The organism is Bradyrhizobium algeriense (assembly GCF_036924595.1).
Taxonomy (GTDB): Bacteria; Pseudomonadota; Alphaproteobacteria; order Rhizobiales; family Xanthobacteraceae; genus Bradyrhizobium; species Bradyrhizobium algeriense.
Genome location: NZ_JAZHRV010000001.1, coordinates 186,118 through 209,949, shown reverse-complemented (window position 1 = coordinate 209,949; position 23,832 = coordinate 186,118). Strand labels below are relative to the sequence as shown.

The 23,832-nt window shown below is 63.3% G+C and carries 20 protein-coding genes and 2 pseudogenes; 9 read left to right on the top strand and 13 right to left on the bottom strand.

Annotation, left to right across the window (positions count from 1 at the left end):
• Positions 1 to 2 precede the first annotated feature (2 nt).
• Together V1286_RS00995 and V1286_RS00990 are read right to left on the bottom strand one after the other, a co-directional pair.
• The gene (locus tag V1286_RS00995) at positions 3 to 1,208 is read right to left on the bottom strand and encodes an efflux RND transporter periplasmic adaptor subunit (protein ID WP_334477011.1); all 1,206 of its coding nucleotides are present in this window, start codon (positions 1,206 to 1,208) and stop codon (positions 3 to 5) included.
• 253 nt (positions 1,209 to 1,461) lie between these two features.
• On the bottom strand, positions 1,462 to 2,493 hold the full coding sequence (locus tag V1286_RS00990) for an SAM-dependent methyltransferase (protein WP_334477010.1): 1,032 nt from the start codon (positions 2,491 to 2,493) through the stop codon (positions 1,462 to 1,464).
• Positions 2,494 to 2,832: 339 nt separating this feature from the next.
• Between V1286_RS00990 and V1286_RS00985 the strand changes: the two genes are divergently transcribed.
• The 3 genes from V1286_RS00985 (at position 2,833) to V1286_RS00975 (ending at position 5,461) form a co-directional block, all read left to right on the top strand.
• Complete coding sequence (locus V1286_RS00985) at positions 2,833 to 3,828, top strand: flagellar motor protein MotA (protein ID WP_334477009.1); 996 nt, start codon at positions 2,833 to 2,835, stop codon at positions 3,826 to 3,828.
• Positions 3,829 to 3,856: 28 nt separating this feature from the next.
• Positions 3,857 to 4,885, top strand: a complete 1,029-nt coding sequence (locus V1286_RS00980; RefSeq protein WP_334477008.1) for a peptidoglycan -binding protein — start codon at positions 3,857 to 3,859, stop codon at positions 4,883 to 4,885.
• Between the two features lie 126 nt (positions 4,886 to 5,011).
• Positions 5,012 to 5,461 carry a GNAT family N-acetyltransferase gene (locus V1286_RS00975; RefSeq protein WP_334477007.1) on the top strand — a complete coding sequence of 150 codons (450 nt, stop codon included), beginning with the start codon at positions 5,012 to 5,014 and terminating at the stop codon, positions 5,459 to 5,461.
• A 15-nt stretch (positions 5,462 to 5,476) separates the two neighbouring features.
• Here V1286_RS00975 and V1286_RS00970 read toward each other — a convergent pair whose 3' ends face one another.
• Positions 5,477 to 5,677, bottom strand: coding sequence for a hypothetical protein (locus tag V1286_RS00970; protein ID WP_334477006.1), 201 nt, complete (start codon positions 5,675 to 5,677; stop codon positions 5,477 to 5,479).
• Positions 5,678 to 5,757: 80 nt separating this feature from the next.
• The gene (locus tag V1286_RS00965; RefSeq protein WP_334477005.1) at positions 5,758 to 7,614 is read right to left on the bottom strand and encodes an ABC transporter ATP-binding protein/permease; all 1,857 of its coding nucleotides are present in this window, start codon (positions 7,612 to 7,614) and stop codon (positions 5,758 to 5,760) included.
• 179 nt (positions 7,615 to 7,793) lie between these two features.
• On the opposite strand from V1286_RS00965, the gene rpmE reads away from it, so the two are divergent.
• The 3 genes and pseudogenes from rpmE to V1286_RS00950 form a co-directional block, all read left to right on the top strand.
• On the top strand, positions 7,794 to 8,021 hold the full coding sequence (rpmE, locus tag V1286_RS00960; protein WP_108514241.1) for a 50S ribosomal protein L31: 228 nt from the start codon (positions 7,794 to 7,796) through the stop codon (positions 8,019 to 8,021).
• A 200-nt stretch (positions 8,022 to 8,221) separates the two neighbouring features.
• Positions 8,222 to 8,536: pseudogene (locus V1286_RS38790) on the top strand (hypothetical protein); the annotation flags it as partial.
• Between the two features lie 341 nt (positions 8,537 to 8,877).
• Positions 8,878 to 9,126: pseudogene (locus tag V1286_RS00950) on the top strand (integrase core domain-containing protein); the annotation flags it as partial.
• 31 nt (positions 9,127 to 9,157) lie between these two features.
• Here the strand turns inward: V1286_RS00950 and rcdA are convergent.
• Positions 9,158 to 9,670: a protease adaptor protein RcdA gene (gene rcdA / locus V1286_RS00945; protein ID WP_108514242.1), complete on the bottom strand. Its 513-nt coding sequence runs from the start codon at positions 9,668 to 9,670 to the stop codon at positions 9,158 to 9,160.
• Between the two features lie 423 nt (positions 9,671 to 10,093).
• Complete coding sequence (locus V1286_RS00940; protein ID WP_334477002.1) at positions 10,094 to 10,285, bottom strand: DUF1192 domain-containing protein; 192 nt, start codon at positions 10,283 to 10,285, stop codon at positions 10,094 to 10,096.
• 103 nt (positions 10,286 to 10,388) lie between these two features.
• Between V1286_RS00940 and V1286_RS00935 the strand changes: the two genes are divergently transcribed.
• Positions 10,389 to 11,387: an NAD(P)H-quinone oxidoreductase gene (locus V1286_RS00935; RefSeq protein WP_334477001.1), complete on the top strand. Its 999-nt coding sequence runs from the start codon at positions 10,389 to 10,391 to the stop codon at positions 11,385 to 11,387.
• Between the two features lie 120 nt (positions 11,388 to 11,507).
• Positions 11,508 to 14,384: an EAL domain-containing protein gene (locus tag V1286_RS00930; protein WP_334477000.1), complete on the top strand. Its 2,877-nt coding sequence runs from the start codon at positions 11,508 to 11,510 to the stop codon at positions 14,382 to 14,384.
• Positions 14,385 to 14,519: 135 nt separating this feature from the next.
• Here V1286_RS00930 and V1286_RS00925 read toward each other — a convergent pair whose 3' ends face one another.
• The 6 genes from V1286_RS00925 to V1286_RS00900 all read right to left on the bottom strand — a co-directional run bounded on the left by V1286_RS00925 (position 14,520) and on the right by V1286_RS00900 (position 21,120).
• Positions 14,520 to 16,067: a L,D-transpeptidase gene (locus tag V1286_RS00925; RefSeq protein WP_334476999.1), complete on the bottom strand. Its 1,548-nt coding sequence runs from the start codon at positions 16,065 to 16,067 to the stop codon at positions 14,520 to 14,522.
• Positions 16,068 to 16,896: 829 nt separating this feature from the next.
• Positions 16,897 to 17,544 (bottom strand): hypothetical protein, encoded by a 648-nt coding sequence (locus V1286_RS00920; protein ID WP_334489477.1) that lies wholly within the window; start codon positions 17,542 to 17,544, stop codon positions 16,897 to 16,899.
• Positions 17,544 to 18,038 (bottom strand): c-type cytochrome, encoded by a 495-nt coding sequence (locus V1286_RS00915; protein ID WP_334489475.1) that lies wholly within the window; start codon positions 18,036 to 18,038, stop codon positions 17,544 to 17,546. Before V1286_RS00915 ends, V1286_RS00920 begins: the two co-directional genes overlap by 1 nt.
• 131 nt (positions 18,039 to 18,169) lie before the next feature.
• Positions 18,170 to 19,879, bottom strand: coding sequence for a PQQ-dependent dehydrogenase, methanol/ethanol family (locus tag V1286_RS00910; protein ID WP_334476998.1), 1,710 nt, complete (start codon positions 19,877 to 19,879; stop codon positions 18,170 to 18,172).
• A gap of 200 nt (positions 19,880 to 20,079) precedes the next feature.
• Complete coding sequence (locus tag V1286_RS00905; protein ID WP_334476997.1) at positions 20,080 to 20,595, bottom strand: copper chaperone PCu(A)C; 516 nt, start codon at positions 20,593 to 20,595, stop codon at positions 20,080 to 20,082.
• Positions 20,596 to 20,862: 267 nt separating this feature from the next.
• Positions 20,863 to 21,120: a DUF7662 domain-containing protein gene (locus tag V1286_RS00900; RefSeq protein ID WP_190241774.1), complete on the bottom strand. Its 258-nt coding sequence runs from the start codon at positions 21,118 to 21,120 to the stop codon at positions 20,863 to 20,865.
• 134 nt (positions 21,121 to 21,254) lie between these two features.
• Here V1286_RS00900 and V1286_RS00895 point away from each other — a divergent pair, with 134 nt between their 5' ends.
• On the top strand, positions 21,255 to 22,781 hold the full coding sequence (locus tag V1286_RS00895; protein WP_334476996.1) for a GGDEF domain-containing protein: 1,527 nt from the start codon (positions 21,255 to 21,257) through the stop codon (positions 22,779 to 22,781).
• Positions 22,782 to 22,917: 136 nt separating this feature from the next.
• Here the strand turns inward: V1286_RS00895 and galU are convergent, their stop codons facing one another.
• Positions 22,918 to 23,796, bottom strand: coding sequence for a UTP--glucose-1-phosphate uridylyltransferase GalU (galU, locus tag V1286_RS00890; protein ID WP_334476995.1), 879 nt, complete (start codon positions 23,794 to 23,796; stop codon positions 22,918 to 22,920).
• Positions 23,797 to 23,832 lie beyond the last annotated feature (36 nt).

Sequence of the window (23,832 nt, the reverse complement as noted above, 5' to 3'; positions counted from 1 at the left end):
TCTCAGCGGGCGGCTTGCGTCGCCGGCGCACTCGGTATGGTACCAACCGAGGCATCCGCATCGATCCACGCCTTCGCCTTGACCTTGTCGCCGGGCACGAATTTCTGGAACCCGTCGACGACGACGCGGTCGCCGTCCTTGAGGCCCTCGCTGACCAGCCACAGGCCGTCCTGCACCGCGCCGGTGCGAACCGGCTGCGTTGCGATACGGCCGTCATCCTTGACCACGAACACCTCGCTGCCGCCGCCGGCATCGCGCTGGATCGCCTGCTGCGGCACCGCGATGGCGTCGGAATCGATACCCTGCTCGATCAGGACGCGGACATACATGCCGGGGAGCAGTTCGCGACTAGGATTCGGGAACTGTCCGCGCAGCGTGACCTGTCCGGTATAGGCATCCACCTTGGCTTCGGAAAACAGCAGCTTGCCGGGAATCGGATAGACTGTTCCGTCGTCCAGCACGAGGCGGACCTTGGCTGCGTCGGGCGCAATCCGGTCGAGATCGCCATTGTCAAAGGCACGGCGCAGCTTGTGCATCTCCGAGACCGACTGGGTGAAGTCGGCATAGATCGGGTCGAGTTGCTGGATCGTGGCGAGACTGGTGGTCTCGTTCTGCACCACCAGCGCGCCTTCGCTTACCAGCGCGGCGCCGACGACGCCGCTGATCGGCGCACGGATCGTTGCATAATCAAGGTTCAGCTTGGCGCGCGCGACTTCGGCCTTGCGGCTGCCGACCTCGGCCTCGGCCTGGCGCTGGGCCCCGATGGCCTTTTCATTCTCAGCCTCGGGCGCCGCGCGCTGGCTGGTCAGTGTCCCGATGCGCCGAGCATGCTGCGAGGCGAGATCGAACGCGGCGATAGCCTTGTCCAGTGCGGCTTCGCTCGCCTGCAGTTCGACCTCGAACGGCTTGGGGTCGATCCGGTACAGCGGATCGCCGGCGTTCACCTCGGTTCCCTGCTGGAACAAACGCTCGACGATAATCCCGGAGACGCGCGTGCGAACTTCCGAAACCCGCGTGGGCGCGATCCGGCCGGGCAATTCACGCACGAGGGCGCGGGACTGAGGCCGCACGGTGAAGGTGCCTACTTCAGGCTCTTGCGGTTTTGCCGCGGCGGTAGCGGCGATCGGTTCATTGCAGCCAGCCAAAAGCGGCGCCATCGCAGTCAACATCAAAACGATGCATGCCGATCGCGTTTGTAGTCCGGACATTGAAAGCATTGCCCCAGTTCAGGTTGGAGAGCGCGAATTGAGCATTCGCGACGTTATCGTCGGAAGACGTCGCAAGCGGTCCTTGGAACTCACGGTTGATGGAACATAGGATAGGGAGAGCCTGCTGCGACGCAATACGGTTTCGTGGCGGCCCAATGTCACACAATGCTATCGCACTGAATTAACGTCGGTTTTTCCGGACTCACTCGATTGTGAGCCGGGTTCCATCTACTCATTCGCAGGCGTAGATGGGTTAACCGGCGGCCGCCTTCAGCCGGTAATGGCTGACGCCCCACTCGCTGCCACCGGCGTAACCGAACAGGCCTGCGGTGGCGAGCAGGAACCAGCGCCAGCGCCGCATCCACAACGCGGTCTCGCCGCCATGGACCTTGCGAAGCACGCGCTCGATTTCGTAGCGATGCGTGTCGAAGTTCTCCAGCCAATCCTGCGCGGTGCGCTGATAGTGCACGCCGCTCCAGCGCCATTCCTTTTCGACCCCGAACAGATCGGCATATTGCCGGATCAGATGATGGCTCGGCATCACGCCGCCGGCAAAGAAACGTTGCGCGATCCAGTCCTCGCCATCGGCGCGATCGAACAGATAGGCGCCGGAGCGGTGGGTGAAGATGTGCAGGAAGAAGCGGCCATCGGGTTCCAGCCATGTACGCAGACGCGTCATCATTTCGCGCCAGCTCATCATGTGCTCGAACATCTCGACGGAGACGACACGGTCGAACTGCGTGTCGGGCGCGAACACGTTCATGTCCTGCGTGATGACGCGCAAATTGGCCAGGCCTCGCTGGGCGGCTTCGCCCTCGATGTATTCGCGCTGCGCGTTCGAGTTGGAGACCGCCGTGACCAGCGAATGCGGAAATTGCCGCGCCATCCAAAGCGACAGCGAACCCCAGCCGCAGCCAAGTTCGAGGATCGATTGCCCGTCGGCCAGGTCGGCATGCTCGACAGTCTGGCGCAGCGCTTCCTCCTCGGCCTCCTGCAGGGTCGAGGCCGCCTCCCGGTAGAAGCAACAGGAATATTTGCGATTGGGACCGAGCACGCAGGCAAAGAACTCGGCCGGCACCTCGTGGCCGCGGACATCGGGCTCGTCGCTATATTCGGCGATGGCGCGTGCCGCCATTTCGTCGGCGAGCCAGGCATCGCTTTCCGCATTCCCGGTGGCGAGCCGCGTGGCAGCGCGCGAGCAGAGCTGGTGGATTGCGGCCCGGATAATGGCGTCGGGCAGCGGTACGCGCTCGGCGGTTCCCATGATCGCGGAGACGAAGCTCATGTGACCACTCCCTTCGGCAGCGGGCTGCTGCGGCTGGTCTATCCCGCAACAAGTGCTCCCTTCGAATAGCCGCTGGACGGGGCGGCCGGCCCACCAGGGCCCTCCGTCGCAACCGAAAGCGATGCGGGGACGGCCGGCGGTCCCTCAAGATATAGGGCCGTCATGAAAAATCCCGGTTGGACATCGAAACGTTCCAAAATACGCTGATGTCAAAGCCGGGTTTCGGGAAGAGGTTCCACCATCGTCCACTCGAAATCGCGGCTTCGCAGCTTTTTTCTCCAGCCCGCTGTGCCATATTGGTTCCCCAGCGCGGCTTTTCGTAACGGATGACACCCGCAAATGCCCTCAGGCCACTCCTCCCGCTCCGAAATGGAGATCGAACTGAGCAAACTGTCCTCGCCCCGGATTTTTCTGGTGCGGATGCTGGTGTTCCTGGTGCTGTGTGCGCTGGTGACGGTCGTGCTCTACAAGCAGATCATCGCGGCGTTCTTTGCCAATCCCGGCCTCAACGCCCTGATCGGCGCGGTGCTTCTGATCGGCATCATCCTGTCGTTCCGGCAGGTGATCCGGCTCTATCCCGAGGTCTCCTGGGTCAACAATTTCCGCATCGCCGATCCGGGTCTCGCGATCGACCGGCGCCCGAGACTGCTGGCGCCGATGGCGGCGATCCTTGGCGGCGAGCGCTCGGGGCGGATGACGATTTCGCAGCAGACCATGCGGCACCTGCTGGATTCGATCGCGACGCGGCTGGATGAAGCGCGCGACATTTCCCGCTACATGACGGGCTTGCTGGTGTTTCTCGGCCTGCTCGGCACCTTCTGGGGCCTGATCGAAACCGTAGGTTCCGTCGGCAAGGTGATCGACGGCTTGAAGGTCGGCGGCGATTCCGGCGCCCTGTTCGACACCCTGAAGGACGGGCTGGCCGCGCCGCTCGGCGGCATGGGCATTTCGTTCTCGTCCTCGCTGTTCGGCCTCGCCGGCTCGCTGATCCTGGGCTTTCTCGACCTGCAGTCGAGCCAGGCGCAGAACCGCTTCTACACCGACCTCGAAGACTGGCTCGCCTCCACCGTGCGCGAATATGGCGATGGCGGGTCCGGCCTCGGCGGCGAATTGCAACATGCGATGGAACGGATGCGCGCGGTGGTTGAAGAGAGCGGCAGTGGCCGCAGCACCACGGCGGCGATGGCCAACCTCGCCGAGGCCATCCAGGGCCTGGTCGCACATATGCGCACCGAGCAGCAGATGATCCGCGAATGGGCCGACGGCCAGGGCGAGCAGAACCGCGAGATCAAGAAGCTGCTGGAGCGGATCGCCAAGCAGCCCGAGAAGAGCTGACCAACCTCAATTAGCAAGAGAGAAGCCGATGGCCCTCGCCCGTGCACGCCGCAGCGAATCCGGTTTCAACTACTGGCCGGGGTTCGTCGACGCCCTGTCGACACTGGTGCTGTCGATCGTGTTCCTGCTGTCGGTGTTTTTGGTGGTGCAGTTCTTCCTGTCGCAGGAGGTCACTGGCAAGGACAAGGCACTGGAACAGCTCAACGCCAAGATCGCGCAGCTCAATGAGCTGCTGTCACTGGAAAAGCTCGGCAAGATCGCGCTCGACGACCAGGTCGGGCAATTGCGCGCCGGCCTCGCCGCCGCGGAAGGCGAGCGCGACCGTATCAAGGGGCTTTACGAGGGGCTGGCCGGCGCCGGCAGCGACGCCCAGGGCCGCACCACCGAGCTCAACAAGGCGCTGGAATCCGAAAAGACAGTGTCCTCGCGCGCGCTCGCCCAGATCGAGGTGCTGAACCAGCAGATCAGCGCGCTGCGCCGCCAGCTCGCGGCGCTAGAGGAAGCGCTGGAAGCGTCCGAAAAGCGCGACAAGGAATCGCAGGGGCGGATTGCCGATCTCGGCCAGCGCCTGAACGTCGCGCTGGCGCAGCGCGTGCAGGAATTGTCGCGCTACCGTTCGGAATTCTTCGGCCGCCTGCGCGCCATTCTGGGCAATCGCCCCGATATCCGGATCGTCGGTGACCGTTTTGTCTTTCAGTCGGAGGTATTCTTCGATACCGGCCAGGCGCTGTTGCTGCCCGAGGGTCGCGCCGAACTCGACAAGCTCGCCACCGCGCTGATCGACCTGGACAAGCAGATTCCAAGCGAGATCGCCTGGGTGCTGCGGGTCGACGGCCACACCGACATGCGGCCGATCAACTCGCCGCTGTTCAAGTCGAACTGGGAATTGTCGTCGGCGCGCGCCATCTCCGTGGTGCAATACCTGGTTTTCCTCGGCGTCCCCGCGCAGCGGCTGGTCGCCGCCGGCTTTGCCGAATTCCAGCCGCTCGATCCAGCACCCAACGAAGACGCCTACAAGCGCAACCGCCGCATCGAACTGAAGCTGACGGAACGGTGAGGGTGATCTTCACGCACACCACGTCGTCATGGCCGGGCTTGTCCCGGCCATGACGTCTTGTGGATCGGCTAAAAGAAAGACGTGGATGCCCGGGACAAGCCCGGGCATGACGACTTGGGTATCGGCTTGACCCCATCCTTCACACTCCGTCCCTATCGTGCCGAGGACGAAGACGCGGCGATCGAGCTGTGGCGGCTGACCTGGCAGCAGGCCTATCCGGGAATCGATTTCACCGCACGCGTGCCGTGGTGGCGCGAGCGCTGGCGCAACGAGCTGGTGCCGAATGCTTCGATCATCGTCGCCGAACACGCGGACGCGCTGATCGGGTTCGTGACCATCGACGGATCAGGCTATCTCGACCAGCTCGTGGTCAGCCCGGATCATTGGGGCTCGAAACTGGCCACCGCATTGGTCGATGAAGCCAAGCGCCTGTCGCCCAATGGCGTCACGCTTCTGGTCAACAAGGACAACGCCCGCGCTATCCGCTTCTACGAACGCAACGGCTTTGCGCATGCCGGCGAGGACATGAATCCGACATCGGGCCGGGCGGTGTTGAAGATGCGCTGGAAGGCGTAACCCGGTCCGACGCTGTCATACGCCCCGGATCAGTACTCCCGCCGTCAACACGACATAGGCGATGGCCAGCACGTCGAACGCGCGCGATGGGGTGATGATGGGTATCGAGATATGGGCATAGCGAACGAGCAGCGCGCAAACTGCCAGGATGACCGAAATCAGGAAGATAGCAACCGAGGGAGGCGTCAGGGCAAAACCACCGCGGCGAAAGGGCATAACCGTCTCCTGTTTAGCTGGCCGGGCAAGAAGCACGGCCTAGCAACAACAACGCGACCCTTTAAGTTCCCGCCAATCGGCTACACGCCCTCGAACTGCAATCGCGCCAACCGTGCGTACAAACCGTTCGCTGCAACCAGCTCCGCATGCGTGCCCTGTTCGACGATCCGGCCCTGGTCCATCACCATGATGCGGTCGCAGGACAGCACGGTGGCAAGGCGATGGGCGATCACGAGCGTGGTGCGGTGGCGCATCAATTCTTCCAGCGCGGTCTGCACCAGCGTCTCGCTTTCCGCATCGAGCGCGGAAGTGGCTTCGTCGAGCAACAGCAACGGCGCGTCGCGCAGGATCGCGCGCGCGATCGCGATGCGCTGGCGCTGGCCGCCGGACAGCGTCACGCCGCGCTCGCCGAGTTGCGCCTCGAAACCACCCGGCAGCCGGCGGAGGAATTCGGTGGCATGGGCGAGATCGGCGGCGCGCTCGACTTCGGCATCGCCCGCATCAGGCCGGCCAAAGCGGATGTTTTCGCGTGCGGAGGCCGCGAACACGACCGAGTCCTGCGGCACCAGCGCGATGCGCGAACGCACGTCAACCGGATCGGCCGATCTGACCGGTACGCCGTCGAGCGAAATCGTGCCGCGTGCGGGATCGTAGAAGCGCAGCAGGAGGTGAAACAGCGTGCTCTTGCCCGCCCCTGACGGGCCTACGATCGCGACCTTCTCGCCGGCCTTGACCGCGAGCGAAACGTTGTCGATCGCCAGCACGTCCGGCCGCGTTGGATAGGCGAAGCTGACATTCTCGAAACCGACGTCGCCGCGCGCTGGCTGCGGCAGTACGGCCGGCTGCGGCGGCGCGGCGATCTGCGATTTGACCCGCAGGATTTCGAACAGCCGCTCGGCGGCGCCCGACGCAGCCGAGACTTCGCCCCAGACTTCGCTGAGCTGCCCGAGACCGGTCGCGGCGAACGCCGCATACAGCACGAACTGGCCAAGCCGGCCCGGCGTGATCTGGCCGGTCAGCACGTCGTGCGAGCCGACCCAGAGGATCGCGACGACGCTGGAGAACACGATGAAGATGATGATCAGCGTCAGCACCGCGCGCGCCCGCGTCGAGCTGCGCGCCGCCTCATAGGCCTGCTCGACCTCGCCGCCGAAGCGGTTGGTTGCCATCCGCTCGCTGGTATAAGCCTGCACGGTCCGGATCGCGCCGATCAGTTCGGAGGCGTAGGCGCTGGCGTCCGCCAGCGTATCCTGCGCGTTGCGCGACAGCCGCCGCACCCAGCGCCCGAACGCGACCAGCGGAATCACGATCAGCGGGATCGCCAGCAGCACGAAGCCGGACAATTTCGGGCTCGTGATCACCATCATGGCGGTGGCGCCGATGAACAGCATCATGTTGCGCAGCGCGATCGATACCGACGCGCCGACGGCGGATTTGATCTGGGTGGTATCGGCGGTCAGCCGCGACACCAGTTCGCCCGAGCGCGCGGAATCGAAGAACGCGGGCGACAGCGAGACCAGATGCGCGAACACGTCGCGCCTGATATCGGCGACGATGCGTTCGCCGATCGTCATGACAAGGTAGTAGCGCGACGCGCTTGCCGCGGCGAGCACCGCGACAATGGCGATCATGACGCTGAAATAGCTGTTGATCAGGGCTATGCCTTCGGGGCTGAAGCCGAAATCGATCATGCGCCTGACCGCGATCGGCACCACCAGCGTGGTGATTGCCGCGACCGTCAGCGAGATGAAGGCGAGAGCCGCCCGTCCACGGTAGCGCGCGACGTAAGGCGCCAGCGCCAGCAGCGGGCGGAGCCTGGCGCTCGTCTTGGCCGGCGACTGCGTCAGCTGGACCTCGATAAAGGCCTCTTCCTCGAGCAGGGCGTCGCGCCGTGGAGGCGTGCCAGGGGGGGCTTCAAACTGTTCCGCTGCGCTCATGAAATCCGACCGGTTTTGCCGCCCCCAGATAGGCCTCGCAGCCCCCTCTGGCAAATCCGGGAGATTCCCAATCGGGGCTTACACGTAGCTTGTTTTGGCGGGCGGCTTACGTTATAGAGCCGCCAAATCCCGTATCCCCTGACTTTTGCGACGGGCGCCGGCGCGCCGAAGGATATGCCATGAAAGCCGAAATTCATCCGAATTATCATACGATTACGGTCGTGATGACCGACGGGACCGAGTACCAGACCCGCTCCACCTGGGGCAAGGAAGGCGACAAGCTGAACCTCGATATCGATCCCAAGTCGCATCCGGCCTGGACCGGCGGCTCGCAGCAGCTCCTCGACCGGGGCGGCCGTGTGTCGCGCTTCCAGAAGAAGTTTTCGGGCTTCCTCAAGAAGGACTGAGGGTTTTCGGACCCCTCCTCGCCTCAGACATGCAAAAACGCCCCGGTTTACTGGGGCGTTTTTTTGTCTCTCACCGTCATTGCGAGCGCAGCGAAGCAATCCAGCCCTCCACTTGCGGCGCTATGGATTGCTTCGCTTGGCTCGCAGCTGTGCATGTTCACTAATTCGCTGATTGGATCGCTCCTCTGGAGGACGATCCAATGCGCGATAACAGCTATGACCGGACGATTGAACGCAATTACCTGCAGAAGTGGCGGTTCCTGATCCCGGAGTACGAGGCGGTAAAGGCGGGCCGGTCGAAGCTGTTCAAGCGGGTTGGGGATTTCTACCGCCACCACGGAACCTGCTCGCAGACGTTCCGCAAGTATTACAACCGCTATCTGCAGAGCGGCGATGAGGCAGATTTGTTGCCGCGCCGCCGTGGACCCAAATGGCGGGAACGGCGCGAGCCAGAGGGCATCGAGGCGGAGATCGTTGCATGCCGGCAGAAGGGTATGAACCGCTACGAGATCCATGCCGTCTTGCGCGAGCGGCGCGACACGATACCCTCGCCCTCGACCATCTATCGGGTGCTGACACGCTATGGGCTGAACCGCCGCACGCCGGCGATGCGCGAGGAGAAACGCCGCATTATCAAGGACAAGCTCGGAGAGCTCGGCCACGTCGATCTGCATCAATTGCCGCGCGATATGTTTCTCGCGCCACCCCCGGCCACGGCCTACATCGTCAGCCTGATCGACAGTTGCTCGCGGCTGGCCTGGGCCGAGGTCCTGACCTCCAAGAAGGCGCTGCCGGCGCCGAGTTCGCCGCCCGCACCAAGCCGGACGAGCATCCGTTCGAGGCCATGCTGCTCGAGCTCGGCATCAAACACCGCTACACCAGGCCCTATCGGCCGCAGACCAACGGCAAGGTCGAACGCTTCTGGCGCACGCTCGATGAGGACGTCATCGAGGGCGCCACCTTCGACAATCTCGACCACTTCGCCAACGAACTGTTCGAGTACCTGATCTACTACAACAACCACAGGCCCCATCAGGCCTTGGCAGGGCAAACTCCCAAGGCCTTCGCCGCTACCAAGGCCACCGCGATCCAATCAGCGAATTAGTGAACATCGACAGCAATGACGACGGAGAGAATTACTGCTCGAACGCCGCTTTCAGGCGGTTGAGCTGCGGCACCAGCGGATTGCCGATCGGGGCCCGTTCAGCGACGGGCGCGTGGATCGAGGTGTCGAGGCGGCGGACCCGCGTTTGCAGGCTCATCGAGCGCGCAATCAGATCCTGCAATTGCTGCGGCAGCTTTGCGATCATCTCCTCAGTGCCGGGATCGGCAGCCGTGAGTTTGACCTTGGTCTTTTCCCGATTGGCCTGGGTCAGCGTCATCTCGCCTTCCTTGACCGCGCGATGCAGCAACAGCCAGGACGCGAGCTGCATCAGGCGGGTGGTGAGGCGCATGCTTTCGGTTGCGTAAGTGAGGCTGACGGAGCGTTCGAGCGCCTTGGCCTCATTACGGCCGTCGCCGTCGAGATAGGCAGCGGTTTCCTCGACCAGATCCATGCCTTCCCGGAACAGGGTTCCGAACGCCGCGGAATTGGTGAGCCGCTCGCTGAACAGAACGAGCGCGGATTCGCTTTGCGAACGGTCCGCCATGGTTAACGCCCTCACGCCACTACTTGCCCCACCGGCTGTGAACCACCGGCTTATGATGAACAAATCATTGCTCGGGCGAGATCGAGAGTCCAGCGGCAACCGGATTTATGGTTTCCAGCGTATGGGGGCACAAAATAGCCGCGTTGCGCACAAAAAAGAGCCGCCGTTTCCGGCGGCTTTTGAAGTTGATAACAGGGAGGCGTCAAACAGAGTGGACAGGAGCCACTCGGTGTCCAAACGAGGACGATGCCAGTCATAAAGGAGAAAGCTTAACGGACCGTAAACGAACGATTTTCTTTAGGGATTATTTGCCATGTCGGCCATTGGCCGAGTTTGATGTTGACTCCAACTGCTGGTCGTCCCTGCGAACGCACTAGTGCTTTCGCAGGGGACGACGTGGTGAGAGATCGAGTTCTAGAAATCCTACGTCTTGAAAAAACTGTTCGCCGCATCCTTTGACGCGCGCTTTTTCGTGACGGCTTCTTGCAGCCGTTCGATCTCCGAATTCATCAGCGCGATCCGTTCGGTCAATTCCTCGACCGACAGCAGCGACAGATCCTGGCCGATCTCGTGGGTGATTTTCTTCCGCGGCTTGTCGTCATCCTCGATCGCCATGCGTTTCTCCTTGTGCTCGGCGGTCCCTGGAGCGGTTGCCAGCCGGGGCCGGGCTGGCTAATCAGGGGCCGCCTCAATTCTCAGCCTTTCGCAAGGACAAATCATGGAAAAGCTGCCCGCGCAAATGACCGTCGTCAGCATCAGCAAGCCCGGCGGCCCCGAGGTGCTGTTGCCCGAAACCCGCGCCGTGCCCCTGCCCGGTCCGGGCGAAATCCTGGTCAAGGTGATGGCCGCCGGCGTCAACCGTCCCGACGTTGCCCAGCGTTCCGGCGCCTACCCGCCGCCGCCCGGCGCCAGCGACCTGCCCGGCCTTGAAATCGCCGGCGAAGTGGTCGCCCTCGGCGAAGGCGCGGCCAAGCACAAGCTCGGCGACAAGGTGATGTCGCTGGTGGCGGGCGGCGGCTACGCTCAATATTGCATCGCGCAAGACGCGCAGGCGATGGCGGTGCCGCCGTCGCTCACGATCCAGGAAGCCGGCGCGCTCCCGGAAACGCTGATGACGGTCTGGCACAATGTGTTCGAGCGCGGCGCGCTGAAGCCGGGAGAAACCTTGCTGATCCACGGCGGCTCATCCGGCATCGGCACCATGGCGATCCAGCTAGCGAAAGCGTTCGGCTCGAAAGTGATCGTGACCGTCGGCTCGCAGGACAAGATCGACGCCTGCCTGAAACTCGGCGCTGACCGCGCGATCAACTACAAGACCGAGGACTTCGTCGCCGTGGTCAAGGCGGAGACCAACAATGCGGGCGCCAACCTGATCCTCGACATGGTCGCCGGCGACTATGTCGATCGTAATTATGATGCCGCCGCGATCGATGGCCGAATTGTGCAGATCGCAACCCTCAACGGACCCAAGGTCACCGTCAACATTGCCAAGGTGATGGTGAAGCGGCTGACCCATACCGGCTCCACGCTGCGCCCCCGTACTAATGCGGATAAGGCCGCGATGGTCGCGGCAATCGAAGCCAAGGTGATGCCACTATTGCGCGAAGGACGGGTAAAACCGCTGATGGACAGCTCATTCCCGCTGGAAAAAGCCGCCGATGCGCACCGGCGGATGGAGACCAGCGCACATATTGGCAAAATTGTGTTGGCGGTTTGACCGATCGCGTGCGGAGTCAAGGTGGAAACCCTTTGATTCGATTTGCTTTCATGTCATTTATCGCGGCTACGCCGACCCGTTCGCTGGGCCGGGAGAATCGTTGGTCGCGGAGTACTGACATTGCGTCTGATCAGGTGCCTGGCGCTGCTTGCGCTGGGCCTCATGATTGTTGCGGCGGCGCCTCCGGCGCACGCCATTGACGCTGTCAGCGTCCGCAGCGACGCGCCTGCCATCGATCTCACCGCCGTCCTCGACCATCAGCGCAGCGAAACCGACCGCATCCAGGTTTCGACGGCGCCGGGAACCGACGGTATCGTCCGCCGCATCGAGGTGCGCGCCCGCGAAGGCGGGCAGAACTGGGTGGTGTTCGCGCTTGCCAACAACACCGACGACCAGCTCGACCGCCTGATCGTCGCCCCGCACTATCGCATCGTGTCGTCCGGCCTGCTGTGGCCCGATCTCGGCCTGTCGCGCATCGCGACCATCACGCCGTCGGTCGGCGATCGTCCCGAGCGGCAGGAAAGCGCGACCGCCGACATCTTCCGCATCACGCTCGATCCCGGCGCCGTCGTCACCTTCGTGGCGGAATTGCGCACCGACAAGCTGCCGCAGCTCTATCTGTGGGAACCCGACGCCTACAAGGACAAGGTGAACTCGTTCACGCTCTACCAGGGCATCGTAATCGGCATCTCCGGCCTCCTGGCCCTCGTTCTCACCATTCTGTTCGTGGTCAAGGGCAGCATCATGTTCCCCGCCGCCGCCGCGCTGGCGTGGGCGGTGCTGGTCTATATCGGCGTCGATTTCGGCTTCTGGGGCAAGGTGCTCGACATGTCGAACAACGCCGAGCGCGTCTGGCGCGCGGCGGGCGAAGCGATCCTGGCGGCGACGCTGCTCGTGTTCCTGTTCGCCTATCTCAATCTCAGCCGCTGGCATGTGCGCTATTCCCACATCACCGTCGGCTGGCTGGCCTTCCTCGGCTCACTGGTGGCGCTGGCGCTGTTCGATCCGGCGGTCGCTTCCGGCATTGCGCGGATCTCGCTGGTGCTGATCGCCTTCGCCGGCTTCACGCTGATCGTCTATCTCTCGACGCATGGTTTCGACCGCGCGGTGCTGTTGATTCCGACCTGGTTCCTGCTGGTGGTCTGGGTGATCGCGGCCGGCATGACCGTGGGGGGCTCGGTCACCAACGACATCGTGGGCCCGGCTTTGCTCGGCGGCCTCGTGCTGATCGTGATGCTGATCGGATTTACGGTCATGCAGCACGCGTTCGCCGGCGGCGGCGCGACCACCGGCATCGTCTCAGACATCGAGCGCCGCGCGCTGGCGCTGACCGGCTCCGGCGACCTGATCTGGGACTGGGACGTCTCGGCCGATAAGGTGTTCACGAGTCCCGAAACTGAAAGCCTGCTCGGGCTGAAACGCGGCACGCTGGAAGGTCCCGCCGCAAAATGGCTCGAGGTGCTGCACCCGCTCGACCAGGATCGCTTTCGCGCAGCGCTGGACAGCGTGCTCGACCAGCGCCGCGGCCGGCTGGTACAGGATTTCCGCCTGCGCACGCCCGACGGCCATTTCATGTGGTTCGCGCTGAAGGCGCGCCCGGTGGTCGGCTCCGACGGCGAGGTCTCGCGCGTGGTCGGAACGCTCACCGACGTCACCGACATCAAGAACGCCGAAGAGCGCATGCTCCACGACTCCGTGCATGACAACCTCACGGGTCTTCCGAACCGCAAATTGTTCATGGACCGCCTCGGCGCGGTCGCCAATTTTGCCAAGAGCATGCCTAACCTGCGGCCGACGCTGATGGTGATCGACCTCGACCGTTTCAAGCAGGTCAATGATTCCGTCGGCATTGCGGTCGGCGACTCCATCCTCTTGACGCTGGCGCGGCGGCTGACGCGCATCCTGAAACCGCAGGACACGCTGGCGCGGCTGGCCGGCGACCAGTTCGGCCTGATCCTGTTGTCGGAACAGGACCCGGCGCGCATCACCGCGTTTGCCGAAACCATCCGCAAGACCATCCGCGCGCCGATCGCCTTCAACGACCGCGAGATCTTCCTGACCGCCTCCATCGGGCTCGCGCTGTCGGACCCGCAGACGCAATTGTCGGAGGAGATCATCAAGGACGCCGAGCTTGCGATGTATCACTCCAAGCGCATCGGCGGCGATCGCATCGACGTCTACAAGCCGGCGATGCGCGCCCGCAAGACCGACCGCCTGACGCTGGAAAGCGAACTGCGCCGCGCCATCGAGCGGCAGGAAATCACCATTCTCTACCAGCCGATCGTGCGGCTGGAAGACCGCTCGATCGCCGGCTTCGAGGCGCTGGCACGCTGGGACCACCCCAAGCTCGGCCGGATGTCGCCGTCGGAATTCATCACGATTGCCGAGGAAATCGGCCTGATCGTCGATCTCGGCATGTTCGTGCTCGACCAGACCGCGCGGCAGCTTTCGGTGTGGCAGCGCGCGATGCGCTCGCGCGAACCGATCTTTGCCTCCGTCAACGTCTCCTCCCGGCAGTTGCTGCGCCACGATCTGATCCACGATATCCGCACCGTGCTGTCACGCTCGTCGGTGGCGCGTGGCACGCTCAAGCTCGAACTGACGGAATCGCTTGTCATGGAGAACCCGGAGCACGCGGCGCAGATGCTGACGCGCATCCGCGAGCTCGGCACCGGGCTGTCGCTCGACGATTTCGGCACCGGCCATTCCTCGCTGGCCTATCTGCAGCGTTTTCCGTTCGACACCATCAAGATCGACCAGTCCTTCGTGCGCACCACCAGCCGCGGTACGCGCCCCGTGATCCTGAAATCGATCATCGCGCTGGCGCACGACCTCGGCATGGACGTGGTGGCGGAAGGCGCGGAGACGGATTCGGATGCAGTCGAGCTCTATCAATTGGGCTGCGAATACGCGCAGGGCTTTGCTTTCGGCGAGCCGATGGATGCGGATGCCGCGATGCGGCTATTGACCGAAGAGCGGCTGGAAGCGGCGAGTTAACCTCCTCGTCGCCCCTTCGAAAGCAGGGGCTATACGCCGCGGCCTGCCCGTGAAGTGCCGGGACCAATTGCCTTCGCTACAACAACGCCCCGTGGTTATGGGCCCCCGCCTTCCCTACGCGCGACGTGCCGCGTCTTACCACCAGCCCGGTTGCATCGGACGATAGTACTGGCCGCCGCCGCGGCGGCGCGTGTTGCCGGTTTGGGGGACCGGATCGCGCGGGAAATTGAAGAAGCCGAAACCGTTGTCGCCCTGGAAGTCGTCGCTCGCAACAAGGACATCGGCCGTCGGCCGGCGCGTTATAAAGCCGCCCTGCGGCTCGGTGCTCAGCACCGCGACGAACTCGGTGCGATAGTTGGTCTCGCTGCTCAGCGGCTCGTCCGAGATGATGATCGAGGATCGCGGCAACGCGGTCGGCGCGATGCGATCGAGCACATCCTGCGGGATGGTAATGCGGTCGAGCGCGGCCTTGGCGTTGTCGCCGTCGTCGATCGTGACCGCGGTCCAGCGCAGGCCCGCCTCGCTGCGCGCCACCGCCGTGAACACATGCGTGCCGATCGGTCTTTCGGGATTGCGGATCGTGACCGGAACCTCAATCGTCGCATCGAACACGATGCCGCCGCCGTCAGGTGCCGGCTTATGCGTGGGGCGGCGCACGTAGAGCTTCTGCGTCGCGCGGCTGATGTAGATCGAGACCGGCTCGACCGCGAGCTTCGTCTCGCTCGCGGCTTTGGCGGTGTCGGCCTTCCGTGTCTGCGCCGTCTTGGCGGCTTCCTTTGCGACGGCGGCCGCGTCGAGCTTCGATTTCGTATCGGCCTTGGCGGTGTCGAGCTGGTTCCCCAGTTCGGCGGCCTTGGCGGCGGCCTTTTGCTTGAGGTCCTCGGCCCGCGCCGTGGCCTCGTCCGTCTTGGCGGCGGCGAGCGCCTTGTCGGCGTAGGTGAGCTCGGCGTCGGCGCGGGTCTTGAGCCCCTGCAGCTTGCGTAACGCCGCCGACAGCGACGCCGTCTCGCGCGCTGCCGACGCTGCGGCTTTCTTCGCCTCGTCGGCCATCCTGGCTGCCTCGGCCGCCTCGCGGAGGAGCGCCTCGGCCCTGGCCGGCGCGGCCGCGATGGCCTCCGCCTTCGGCACCAACAGCGCCGGATGGGAGAACTCGACCGGCTCGGCGTTATCAGGCGAGACGATTACCCGCATCCCGATCCGCGTCTTGTCGAACAGCTTCTCGGCGAAGCCAAAGGGCATCCGCACGCAGCCGTGCGAGGCCGCATATCCGGGCAGCGGTCCGCCGTGCAGCGCGATGCCGTTCCAGGTGATGCGCTGCATGTTCGGCATCTCGGCATCGTCATAGAGGCTCGAGCGGTGGTCCTTGTTCTTCTCGAGGATGGCGAACACGCCGGCGGGCGTCTCGCGTCCCGTGGTGCCGGTCGACACCGGCGCGCGCAGGATCCAGCCGTCGGCGTCGTAGATAGTGACCTGCTGGGTCTTGATCGACACGATCGCCATGATCGGCTCGCCTGCATCGCGCGGCGCCGCCGCCTCGGTGGGAGGCTTGGGGCGCGCCTGTCTCGCCGCGGCGTCGGCGGTCAGCGCCGTCAGCGCGGCCATCACCGCGAGCGTCACAATGGCGGGGGAGCCCCAACGCCGCATCGCCACGGTGGATCGCGCCGTCATAAATCGATTCACCATGCCAGGCCCCGGTTGAACTGTCCGCGCTTTCCGTCGATCGAATGTCAGATCGCGACTTTGGATTGACTAACCGCCGCCACCATCCACGCCGCCAATTCGCTCCTTAAGACTAGCGGCACGTTCCGTTGGCCATTCTCTCATATACGACAGCCCGCGTAGCAGGAAGGGTCGCGGCTGAAATTGGCACTTTTAGGACGTGCAGCGTGGAGCGAGACGACGTCTGCTCTAGAGGGAAAGCGACGTCCCTGGCCATAATGCCCGACTTCCGAAATGACCCAGGCGGAATCGTCTATGAACCGTGGTGCAGCTGTCTGAACCCTACTCGCCGAAGGAGACGAGCCGTCGGTCCACGCTTGATCACATCGCGGAAACGCTCCCCATGGGCGCAGCGCCACCCCAGCAGCCAGCCTTCAAAGAATCCAACGATGGACACGGTTAGCATTGTGACGAAGGCGAGCAGCGTTATCCCAGAGATCGTGGCGACCACCAGTCCGTTAGTCGTGACGTGTGTGACCGTGGATGCGGGGTCCAGAATGCCTGACAGCCATGCTACGCCGACAACCATTGCTGCTATCAAAGGTGCGGCGGCAGCTTGGAAGAGGAAAACAGACGGAAAAGTCGCAGCCATTGCTAGAGCAAGTGCCAATCCTTTGCGGCGGGTACCTCGGTTGAGCGCCATCACTCCGGCCAAGAACCAAACCAGACACGCAAGGGGTATCCAGACCAACAACGCTACAAAATATATGAACGTCGGAGGCAAGGTCCCAACTCCTGGAGGCTTTTTCCAGAGCGAGCATACATTACTCCGAACACGCGCGCTGACGCGGCTCTAATCCTTGGCTCGCAATATGCTGATCCGCGTTTCATCGACGAAACTCTTGATGTCCTGATCGGGCCGGCGGAACAGACTGCGTTCGACAATGAGCGAACGGCCGCTGATCGTCTTGGTGCAGCGTTCCCTGAGGTAGATGCCTCCCACTGGCTGGTCTCCTGCACCCGGCTGGCCCTCGGTGCATGCCCAGCCGTCCGAGCCGTAGCGCGATTTGGCCTGTAGCCCCAGGAGAAACGCCTTCTTCCGGATATAGAGCCGCGCCTTCGGATCGGTCTCGATCTGCAAACCGGCGACATGGCCGGTATCGTCGATCAGCAAGGTCAGGATCGCGGGATGACCCGCCACCATCGTGCCGTCGCGGCTGGTCGATGGATCGTAGCCAAATCGGATCGCCCTCGTTCCGCTCGCGTCGGCAGGACAGTCGCGCCAGTTCTTCCAGCCAGCCAACGTTCGCTTCTCGTCCGCCGCGCAAGAGAAGTCGACATAGCCCGACTCCGCCAATTCGGCCGCGGCCATTCCGAGGCGAATGTCGCGCAGATCGTTGCCGCCGAACTCTTCCGCCCGTGCCGGAGAGTGCGCAAGTGCGACGGCCTGCCAGGCAAGCAGGCCTGCGGCAAGAACTCCCGATAGCGTCAGTCTGTCCATCACTGGCCCTTCCCCGTGCTGGCGGTCGCATGATCCGGCTGCTGAGTCTTGTAGACGTCGCAGACCCGCGACGTGCTCGAGAAGAAAGCGACGCATTCCGCGTAAGTGGGTTCGCCGGTTCCCTTGATGTGGGCTATCACGTAATCGGCGACGGCTTCGATATCTTTCGGCCGCAGGAACGTTGCGCCCTCGGGCGGTATCTGTGCCCCCGCATCCTGGCGGTTCATGCCGTGGCATTTCACCTCATCGTAGCCGCCGCGTATAAAGAACGGCATCCCCGTGCCCGGCCGCCCGCAGCCGATGGTTTCAATGATCTGATCCCGCGTCAGCTCGGTCTTGCGCAGCGACAGCGCATCGCCGCCATAGCCGCCGCCACCATTGCCGTGCCACTTGTGACAGCCCACGCAGTTTGCGCGACTGAACACCGCCTTGCCGGCATTGGTCGGGTCCGAGGCCGGCGGCGGCGCCGACTGACCGCAGGCCGCGGCTAGCATCGAAAAATTCAGGGCGACGACGCTCGCGAGCAGCACGCCCGCTCGCGCCGCTAGTCTGTTGAAGATCATCATTGCGTCTCTTGTCGAGGAAGCGGAGGCCCGCGGTTGACGGGCCTCCACTTTCGAGAATGTCAGAGCGAGAATACGTAGAGCATCGATCCCGGCTGTATCTTCTTCAGTTCGGGCGTTGAATCGATGAACCACTTGTCCCAGGCGCCGCCCAGGCCGACCAGAATGGCGATGTACTGCTTGCCATCGACCGAAAAGGTCATCGGCGGTGCGTTGACGCCGCCGCCCGTGTTGAACTCCCAGAGCTTCTGCAATGACTTGGCGTCAAGCGCATGGACTTCGCCGGATGGCTGGCCGGTGAAGACGAGGTCGGGAGTCGCAAGCATGCCGCCCAGATTGGGGAACGGCGTTTCCATTTTGCCGGCTATCTTGCCGGTCGTTACATCGATCGCCGTCACGCTGCCGGTGATCTTGAACGGCTGGCTCGGGCCACCGCCGGTCCAGAACTCCCGTGGTTTCAGTTTGTCCGGCGTCATCACCTCAACCTTGATGCGATTGCAGCTCTCGATTACCGGAATGTACCAGAGCTTCAGATCCGGATTGTAGGCCGTCGGCGGCCAGTTCTTGCCACCCATGTTGCCGGGGCAGATATCGGTTTCCATGTTGGTGCGGCTTGGCGTCACCGACGCGATATAGGTCTGCACGGACTTGTTCGGGTCATACTCGATCGGCTTGCCGCTCTCCGGGTCGAGCCCCTTGGTCCATGTGACTTTCTTCACGAACGGAAGGCCCCAGACGAACTTGCCGTTGGTGCGATCGATCGCATAGGCGAAGCCGTTGCGGTCGGCTTCGAGCGCGAGCTTCCGCGGACCATTGGGCCCGGGGATATCGACCAGCACGTTTTCCGCCACGCTGTCATAGTCGTAGGGGTCGTTCGGCGTGTGCTGATAGTGCCACTTGATCTTGCCGGTCGTGGCATCGAGCGCCAGCGAGCTGTCGGTGTAAAGGTTGTCGCCCGGCCGATACGCGTTATCCCAATCCGGTCCGGGATTGCCGATGCCCCAGATGATGGTGTCGGTTGCGGGATCGTAGGTGCCGGTCACCCAGGTCGAACCGCCGCCGGCCGCAGCGGCGTTGTTGCTGTCTTTCCAGGTTTCGCTGCCGGGCTCGCCCTTGCCCGGGATCGTGTGGGTGCGCCAGACCTCCTTCTGGGTTGCCAGATCAGTTGCGGCGATCCAGCCACGGATGCCGTACTCCGCGCCGGCCACGCCTGTTATCGCCATGTTCTTGACGATCAATGGCGCGCCGGTGATGACCTCACCCTTGTCCGGATCGGCCACATTGCGCTGCCACGCGACCTGGCCGGTTTCCTTGTTGGTCGCGATCAGCCGTCCATCCAGCGTGTGGGAAATGACGAGATCGCCCCACAATGCGACGCCGCGGTTATCGACGCCGCAACACGCCACCGCACCAGCCCAGTCGCGGTCCGTCTTGGGATCCATCTTCCAGACCAGCAAGCCGCGGCCGCCATGCGCGTCGATCTTGTAGACCGAACCCCATCCATCGGTGACGTAGAGGAAGCCGTTCTCGGCAATCGGCGTGCCTTCCAGCCCGCCATGGCTCCAGATGCCGCCGCCTTCGATGCCGCCGAGATGCATGGTCCAGGCGACCTTCAGGTTCTTCACGTTATCGCGGTTGACCTCCTTCAGCGTGGAGAACCGGTGAGCCGCGTAATTCTGATGATGATGAAGCCAGTTGCCCGGCTCCTTGTCGACGTTGAGCAGCCGTTCCTGATTGACCTGGTCTGCAGCGGAGACAGGTAGTGTGCCCATCACGCTTGCGGCAGCACCTGCTACGGCAAGCAGACAGGCTCGCGTCAACAATCTTGTGTGACCTGAAGATCGCTCCATGAGTAATGCCCTCCCTCGTTGGCAAGTTCTTGTGGCAGTTCATGTTGGATTGAACGTCCGGCATATCCGGGCGTTTCGCTGTCGGGCCCCATTCAGCGGGCTTCACCAGTCCGCTGTCGCGATCACGGCGTTCGTGAAACCTGCACCTCCGTTTCCCTGGTTCCGGCTTTCTGGAAAACGACGGCGCATGTAAACGTCTCGCCGTCGACAAGCTTCTGCCGCGTCTGCAGCAGCATCACGTGATATCCGTCGTGCTTGAGTTCGATCGTCTTGCTCTCCGGGATCGGAATGGACTTGATCTCGCGCATGGCGGGCGCGCCTTCGCCGCGATCGACGGTGTGCTTTACAGCGAAATTCGCAAACGGACAGCGGACGCGCAGGATCGCGTCGGCTTCGGCCGCATCGTTTCTGATCGTCATCAGCAGCGGGAGATCGATACCAATCTCGTCGGACGCGGCCACCCGCGCGCTCGTCACCTGCAGTGCGTCGCCGGCAGCAGCGAAACCGGGCGTCAGCCCAAGGCCGGCACCAAGGCCGGCAACCAGTCCGAGCGCGAGAAACCGGGATCTGTCGGGCAGCGCAGCCCACCCTGCCCGATCAAGAGCACCATCAAAGCTCGATGTCGCTATGGCGGTCATCGGCTATCGCCGCGGCCATCAGAGATTTACAGGCGTGGGACGCCCAAACGACCCTGTCGTCGGAATCATCGGCGCCATCCTCCCAGATCGATTCTTCTTGTCTTTTTACTTGCGCCCCAGAGAGAACCAAATCATCCCAAATTGAGGCGACGGTAGGGCCGGTGTTTGGAAAATGATTCCAACGGCAGCTGGTCCACCGTATTCCATACCAATCGATATCCGGCACGGAAGACCGGCGCTGCATGCGCCGGCGTGAGCCACGCGCGCTCACCGCCTCGCGGGTATCTTCTTGAACTTCACGCTCTTCCCATCCGCTTGCCGCGTTGCGATGTAGCCTGCTTCGAGACAGGCTTCGCGCTGCGGCATCTTCTCCTGCGGGCTGCGCAACGTCTCCCACCAGGACGCGCGCTGCGCGGCGCGCGGCAGGGCCGCGTCGATGATCTCCTCGATCTGTTCGAAGCTCAGCACGAATTCAGGAAGTTTCTGCTTCTTCAGATAGTCCCTCAGCAGGTCGTAGTCGTTCACCCGTGTCTCCAAATGGCGATTTGCATAAAACCGTCGCTCCCGGCAACCAAGCGTTAACTGATTATCCTATCGCTGTCGCCGTTTAAGGCCGCAACAACATTTCCGGCCGCATACCGGAAGGATTGGAGCGGTTTATGCCATTTGGACGGCAAAGCGATGGGACCAGAATTGGCTGGTTCAGGAGAGATTCCGGCCGCCGGCCCTGGCGGTTGTCGGCGAAGCTGTTGATCGCGTCGTCGATCGCGACCGTGATCGGCTTTTCCACGATTTGCGCCAGCGTCATGCTCGACATGCGCCGCGGCGAGGAAGAGCTCGCGCGCCAGACTCTCGAAAATCTCGCCGCGGGCATCGATGCCGACATCAGCCGGAACATCGAACTCTATGACCTCTCGCTACGCAACGTCGCCAGCAATCTGGTGATGCCGGAGATCATGAGCGTCAGCAAGGAGATCCAGCATCTGATCCTGTTCGATCATGCCGCCACCGCCAAACATTTCGGCGTGATCCAGGTGTTCGACGCGCAGGGCAAGCTGACGCACGACGCGGCCAGCCTCGATCCGGCGCCGGAAGATCGCGGCGACGAGGAGTATTTCCAGGTCCATCGCGCCAATCCCGACGTAGGCCTGTACATGAGCCGACCGATGCTGCGCCGCAGCGCCTATTCGATCGTGCTCAGCCGGCGCATCAACGACACCGATGGTGGTTTCCTCGGCGTCGTGGTGGGCTCGATCCGCTTCACTTATTTCCATGACTTGTTCGGCCGGCTCACCCTCAACCCCGGCGATACGATCACCGTGTTGCGCCGCGATCGAACGATCATCATGCGGACGCCGTTCGACCTGGACGTCATCGGGAAAAACCTGGCGGAGCGGCCAAAATGGCGCGCGGACAATTTGAAGGAAGGCATCGCCTATGCCGGCGTCGGACCGGTCGATCCGACACCGCGGCTTTACGTTCGAAGCGGCAGCACGAACTTGTTCTTTGTCGTGGTCGGAAAGCCGCTGGCGAGCATCCTGAACCTTTGGCACCGGGAGGTGCTGCGGATCGGGGCGGTCATGATGACGCTGATCCTGTTCGTGGTCGGCACCACGCTGTTCCTCGCCCGCGAGATCGGCCGCCGCGCCGAGGCGGAAGAGAAGCTCGAGGAACTCGCGACGACGGACGCGCTGACGGGGCTGAAGAACCGGCGCAAATTCGATATCGAGATCGATCTGGAGTGGCGGCGGGCAGCGCGCAACAAGACCCCTGTCGCGGTGCTGATGATCGATGCGGACCACTTCAAGGCCTACAACGATACCTACGGACACCAGGCCGGCGATCAGGTGCTGGTCGGCATTGCTATCTGCATTTCGGACTCGGTGCGGCGGTCGGGCGACTGTCCGGCGCGCTACGGCGGCGAGGAATTCGCGATACTCCTGCCGGGCCTCTCGGCGGTGGAAGCGTTCACCGTCGCCGAGACCATCCGCTTGAAAGTCGAGCAATGGTCGGAAGATCCCAATGTCACGACGGTCAGCGTCGGCGTGGCGAGCATAACGCCCACGGCAGCTATCGACTGGTCCTATCTGATCGAAGCGGCCGACAAGGCGCTCTACGCGGCCAAGGCCAATGGCCGCAACCAGTCAGTGCTCGCCGCGATCCCGCAACTCGCGCTGGTGGCGTAACACGCAGCCTCGTCATGCCCGCGAAGGCGGGCATCCAGTACGCCGCGCTGCCTGGATCAATCATCAAATGCCGCGGAGTACTGGATCATCCGCCTTCGCGGATGATGACAGCGGAGAACGCGGACTGAGCACGTCCTCACTTCTCCAGATACTTCTTCATCTCCGCGCGCAGGCCCTCGCGCAAATCGTCGCGCGCCATGCCGTAGGCGATGTTGGCGCGCAGGAAACCGGACTTCGAGCCGCAATCGTGCCGCTCGCCCTCGAACTCCACGCCGTAGAACCTTTGCGTTTTGGCGAGGGTTTTCATCGCATCGGTGAGCTGGATCTCGTTGCCGGCGCCGCGCTCCTGGGTCTCCAGGATCTTGAAGATTTCCGGCTGCAGGATGTAGCGCCCGGTGATCGACAGGTTGGACGGCGCCGTGCCCTTTGGCGGCTTCTCCACCATGCCGTCGACCTCGAACATGTTTTTCGCGAGCCGCTTGCCGACGCCACAGATGCCGTATTGGTGGGTGAGATCGTCGGGCACCGCTTCCACCGCGAGCAGATTGGACTTGCCGCCGAGCTTGGCCGCAGCCTCGATCATCTGCTTCAGGCAACCCGGGCTGTTCAGCACCAGCTCGTCCGGCAGCACCACCGCGAACGGCTCGTCACCGACGATGTCGCGCGCGCACCAGACCGCGTGCCCGAGACCGAGCGGCGCCTGCTGGCGGGTGAAGCTGGTAGCGCCGGCTTCGGGCTGGTCGCGCGCCAAGATGTCCTGCTCGGCCTTCTTGCCGCGCGCGGCCAGCGTGGTGTCGAGCTCGAACATCCGGTCGAAATGATCCTCGATCACGCCCTTGTTGCGCCCGGTGACGAAGACGAAATGCTCGATGCCGGCTTCCTTGGCCTCGTCGACCACGTACTGGATCAACGGCTTGTCGACGATGGTCAGCATTTCCTTCGGCATCGCCTTGGTGGCGGGCAGGACGCGGGTGCCGAGACCGGCGACCGGGAAGACGGCTTTACGGATTTTCATGGGATGTCGAGGGCCTTGGAAATGAGGAATCTATGG

Excerpts from the sequence above, each read along its gene's own strand:
- V1286_RS00935 (WP_334477001.1), top strand. The coding sequence starts at position 10,389 with ATGGAAAAGCTGCCCGCGCAAATGACCGTCGTCAGCATCAGCAAGCCC.
- V1286_RS00970 (WP_334477006.1), bottom strand. The coding sequence starts at position 5,677 with ATGCCCTTTCGCCGCGGTGGTTTTGCCCTGACGCCTCCCTCGGTTGCT.
- V1286_RS00895 (WP_334476996.1), top strand. The coding sequence starts at position 21,255 with ATGCCATTTGGACGGCAAAGCGATGGGACCAGAATTGGCTGGTTCAGG.
- galU (WP_334476995.1), bottom strand. The coding sequence starts at position 23,796 with ATGAAAATCCGTAAAGCCGTCTTCCCGGTCGCCGGTCTCGGCACCCGC.
- V1286_RS00910 (WP_334476998.1), bottom strand. The coding sequence starts at position 19,879 with ATGGGCACACTACCTGTCTCCGCTGCAGACCAGGTCAATCAGGAACGG.
- V1286_RS00920 (WP_334489477.1), bottom strand. The coding sequence starts at position 17,544 with ATGGACAGACTGACGCTATCGGGAGTTCTTGCCGCAGGCCTGCTTGCC.
- V1286_RS00915 (WP_334489475.1), bottom strand. The coding sequence starts at position 18,038 with ATGCTAGCCGCGGCCTGCGGTCAGTCGGCGCCGCCGCCGGCCTCGGAC.
- rpmE (WP_108514241.1), top strand. The coding sequence starts at position 7,794 with ATGAAAGCCGAAATTCATCCGAATTATCATACGATTACGGTCGTGATG.
- V1286_RS00940 (WP_334477002.1), bottom strand. The coding sequence starts at position 10,285 with ATGGCGATCGAGGATGACGACAAGCCGCGGAAGAAAATCACCCACGAG.
- V1286_RS00995 (WP_334477011.1), bottom strand. The coding sequence starts at position 1,208 with ATGTCCGGACTACAAACGCGATCGGCATGCATCGTTTTGATGTTGACT.
- V1286_RS00990 (WP_334477010.1), bottom strand. The coding sequence starts at position 2,493 with ATGAGCTTCGTCTCCGCGATCATGGGAACCGCCGAGCGCGTACCGCTG.
- V1286_RS00985 (WP_334477009.1), top strand. The coding sequence starts at position 2,833 with ATGCCCTCAGGCCACTCCTCCCGCTCCGAAATGGAGATCGAACTGAGC.
- V1286_RS00905 (WP_334476997.1), bottom strand. The coding sequence starts at position 20,595 with ATGACCGCCATAGCGACATCGAGCTTTGATGGTGCTCTTGATCGGGCA.
- V1286_RS00980 (WP_334477008.1), top strand. The coding sequence starts at position 3,857 with ATGGCCCTCGCCCGTGCACGCCGCAGCGAATCCGGTTTCAACTACTGG.
- V1286_RS00965 (WP_334477005.1), bottom strand. The coding sequence starts at position 7,614 with ATGAGCGCAGCGGAACAGTTTGAAGCCCCCCCTGGCACGCCTCCACGG.
- rcdA (WP_108514242.1), bottom strand. The coding sequence starts at position 9,670 with ATGGCGGACCGTTCGCAAAGCGAATCCGCGCTCGTTCTGTTCAGCGAG.
- V1286_RS00925 (WP_334476999.1), bottom strand. The coding sequence starts at position 16,067 with ATGGTGAATCGATTTATGACGGCGCGATCCACCGTGGCGATGCGGCGT.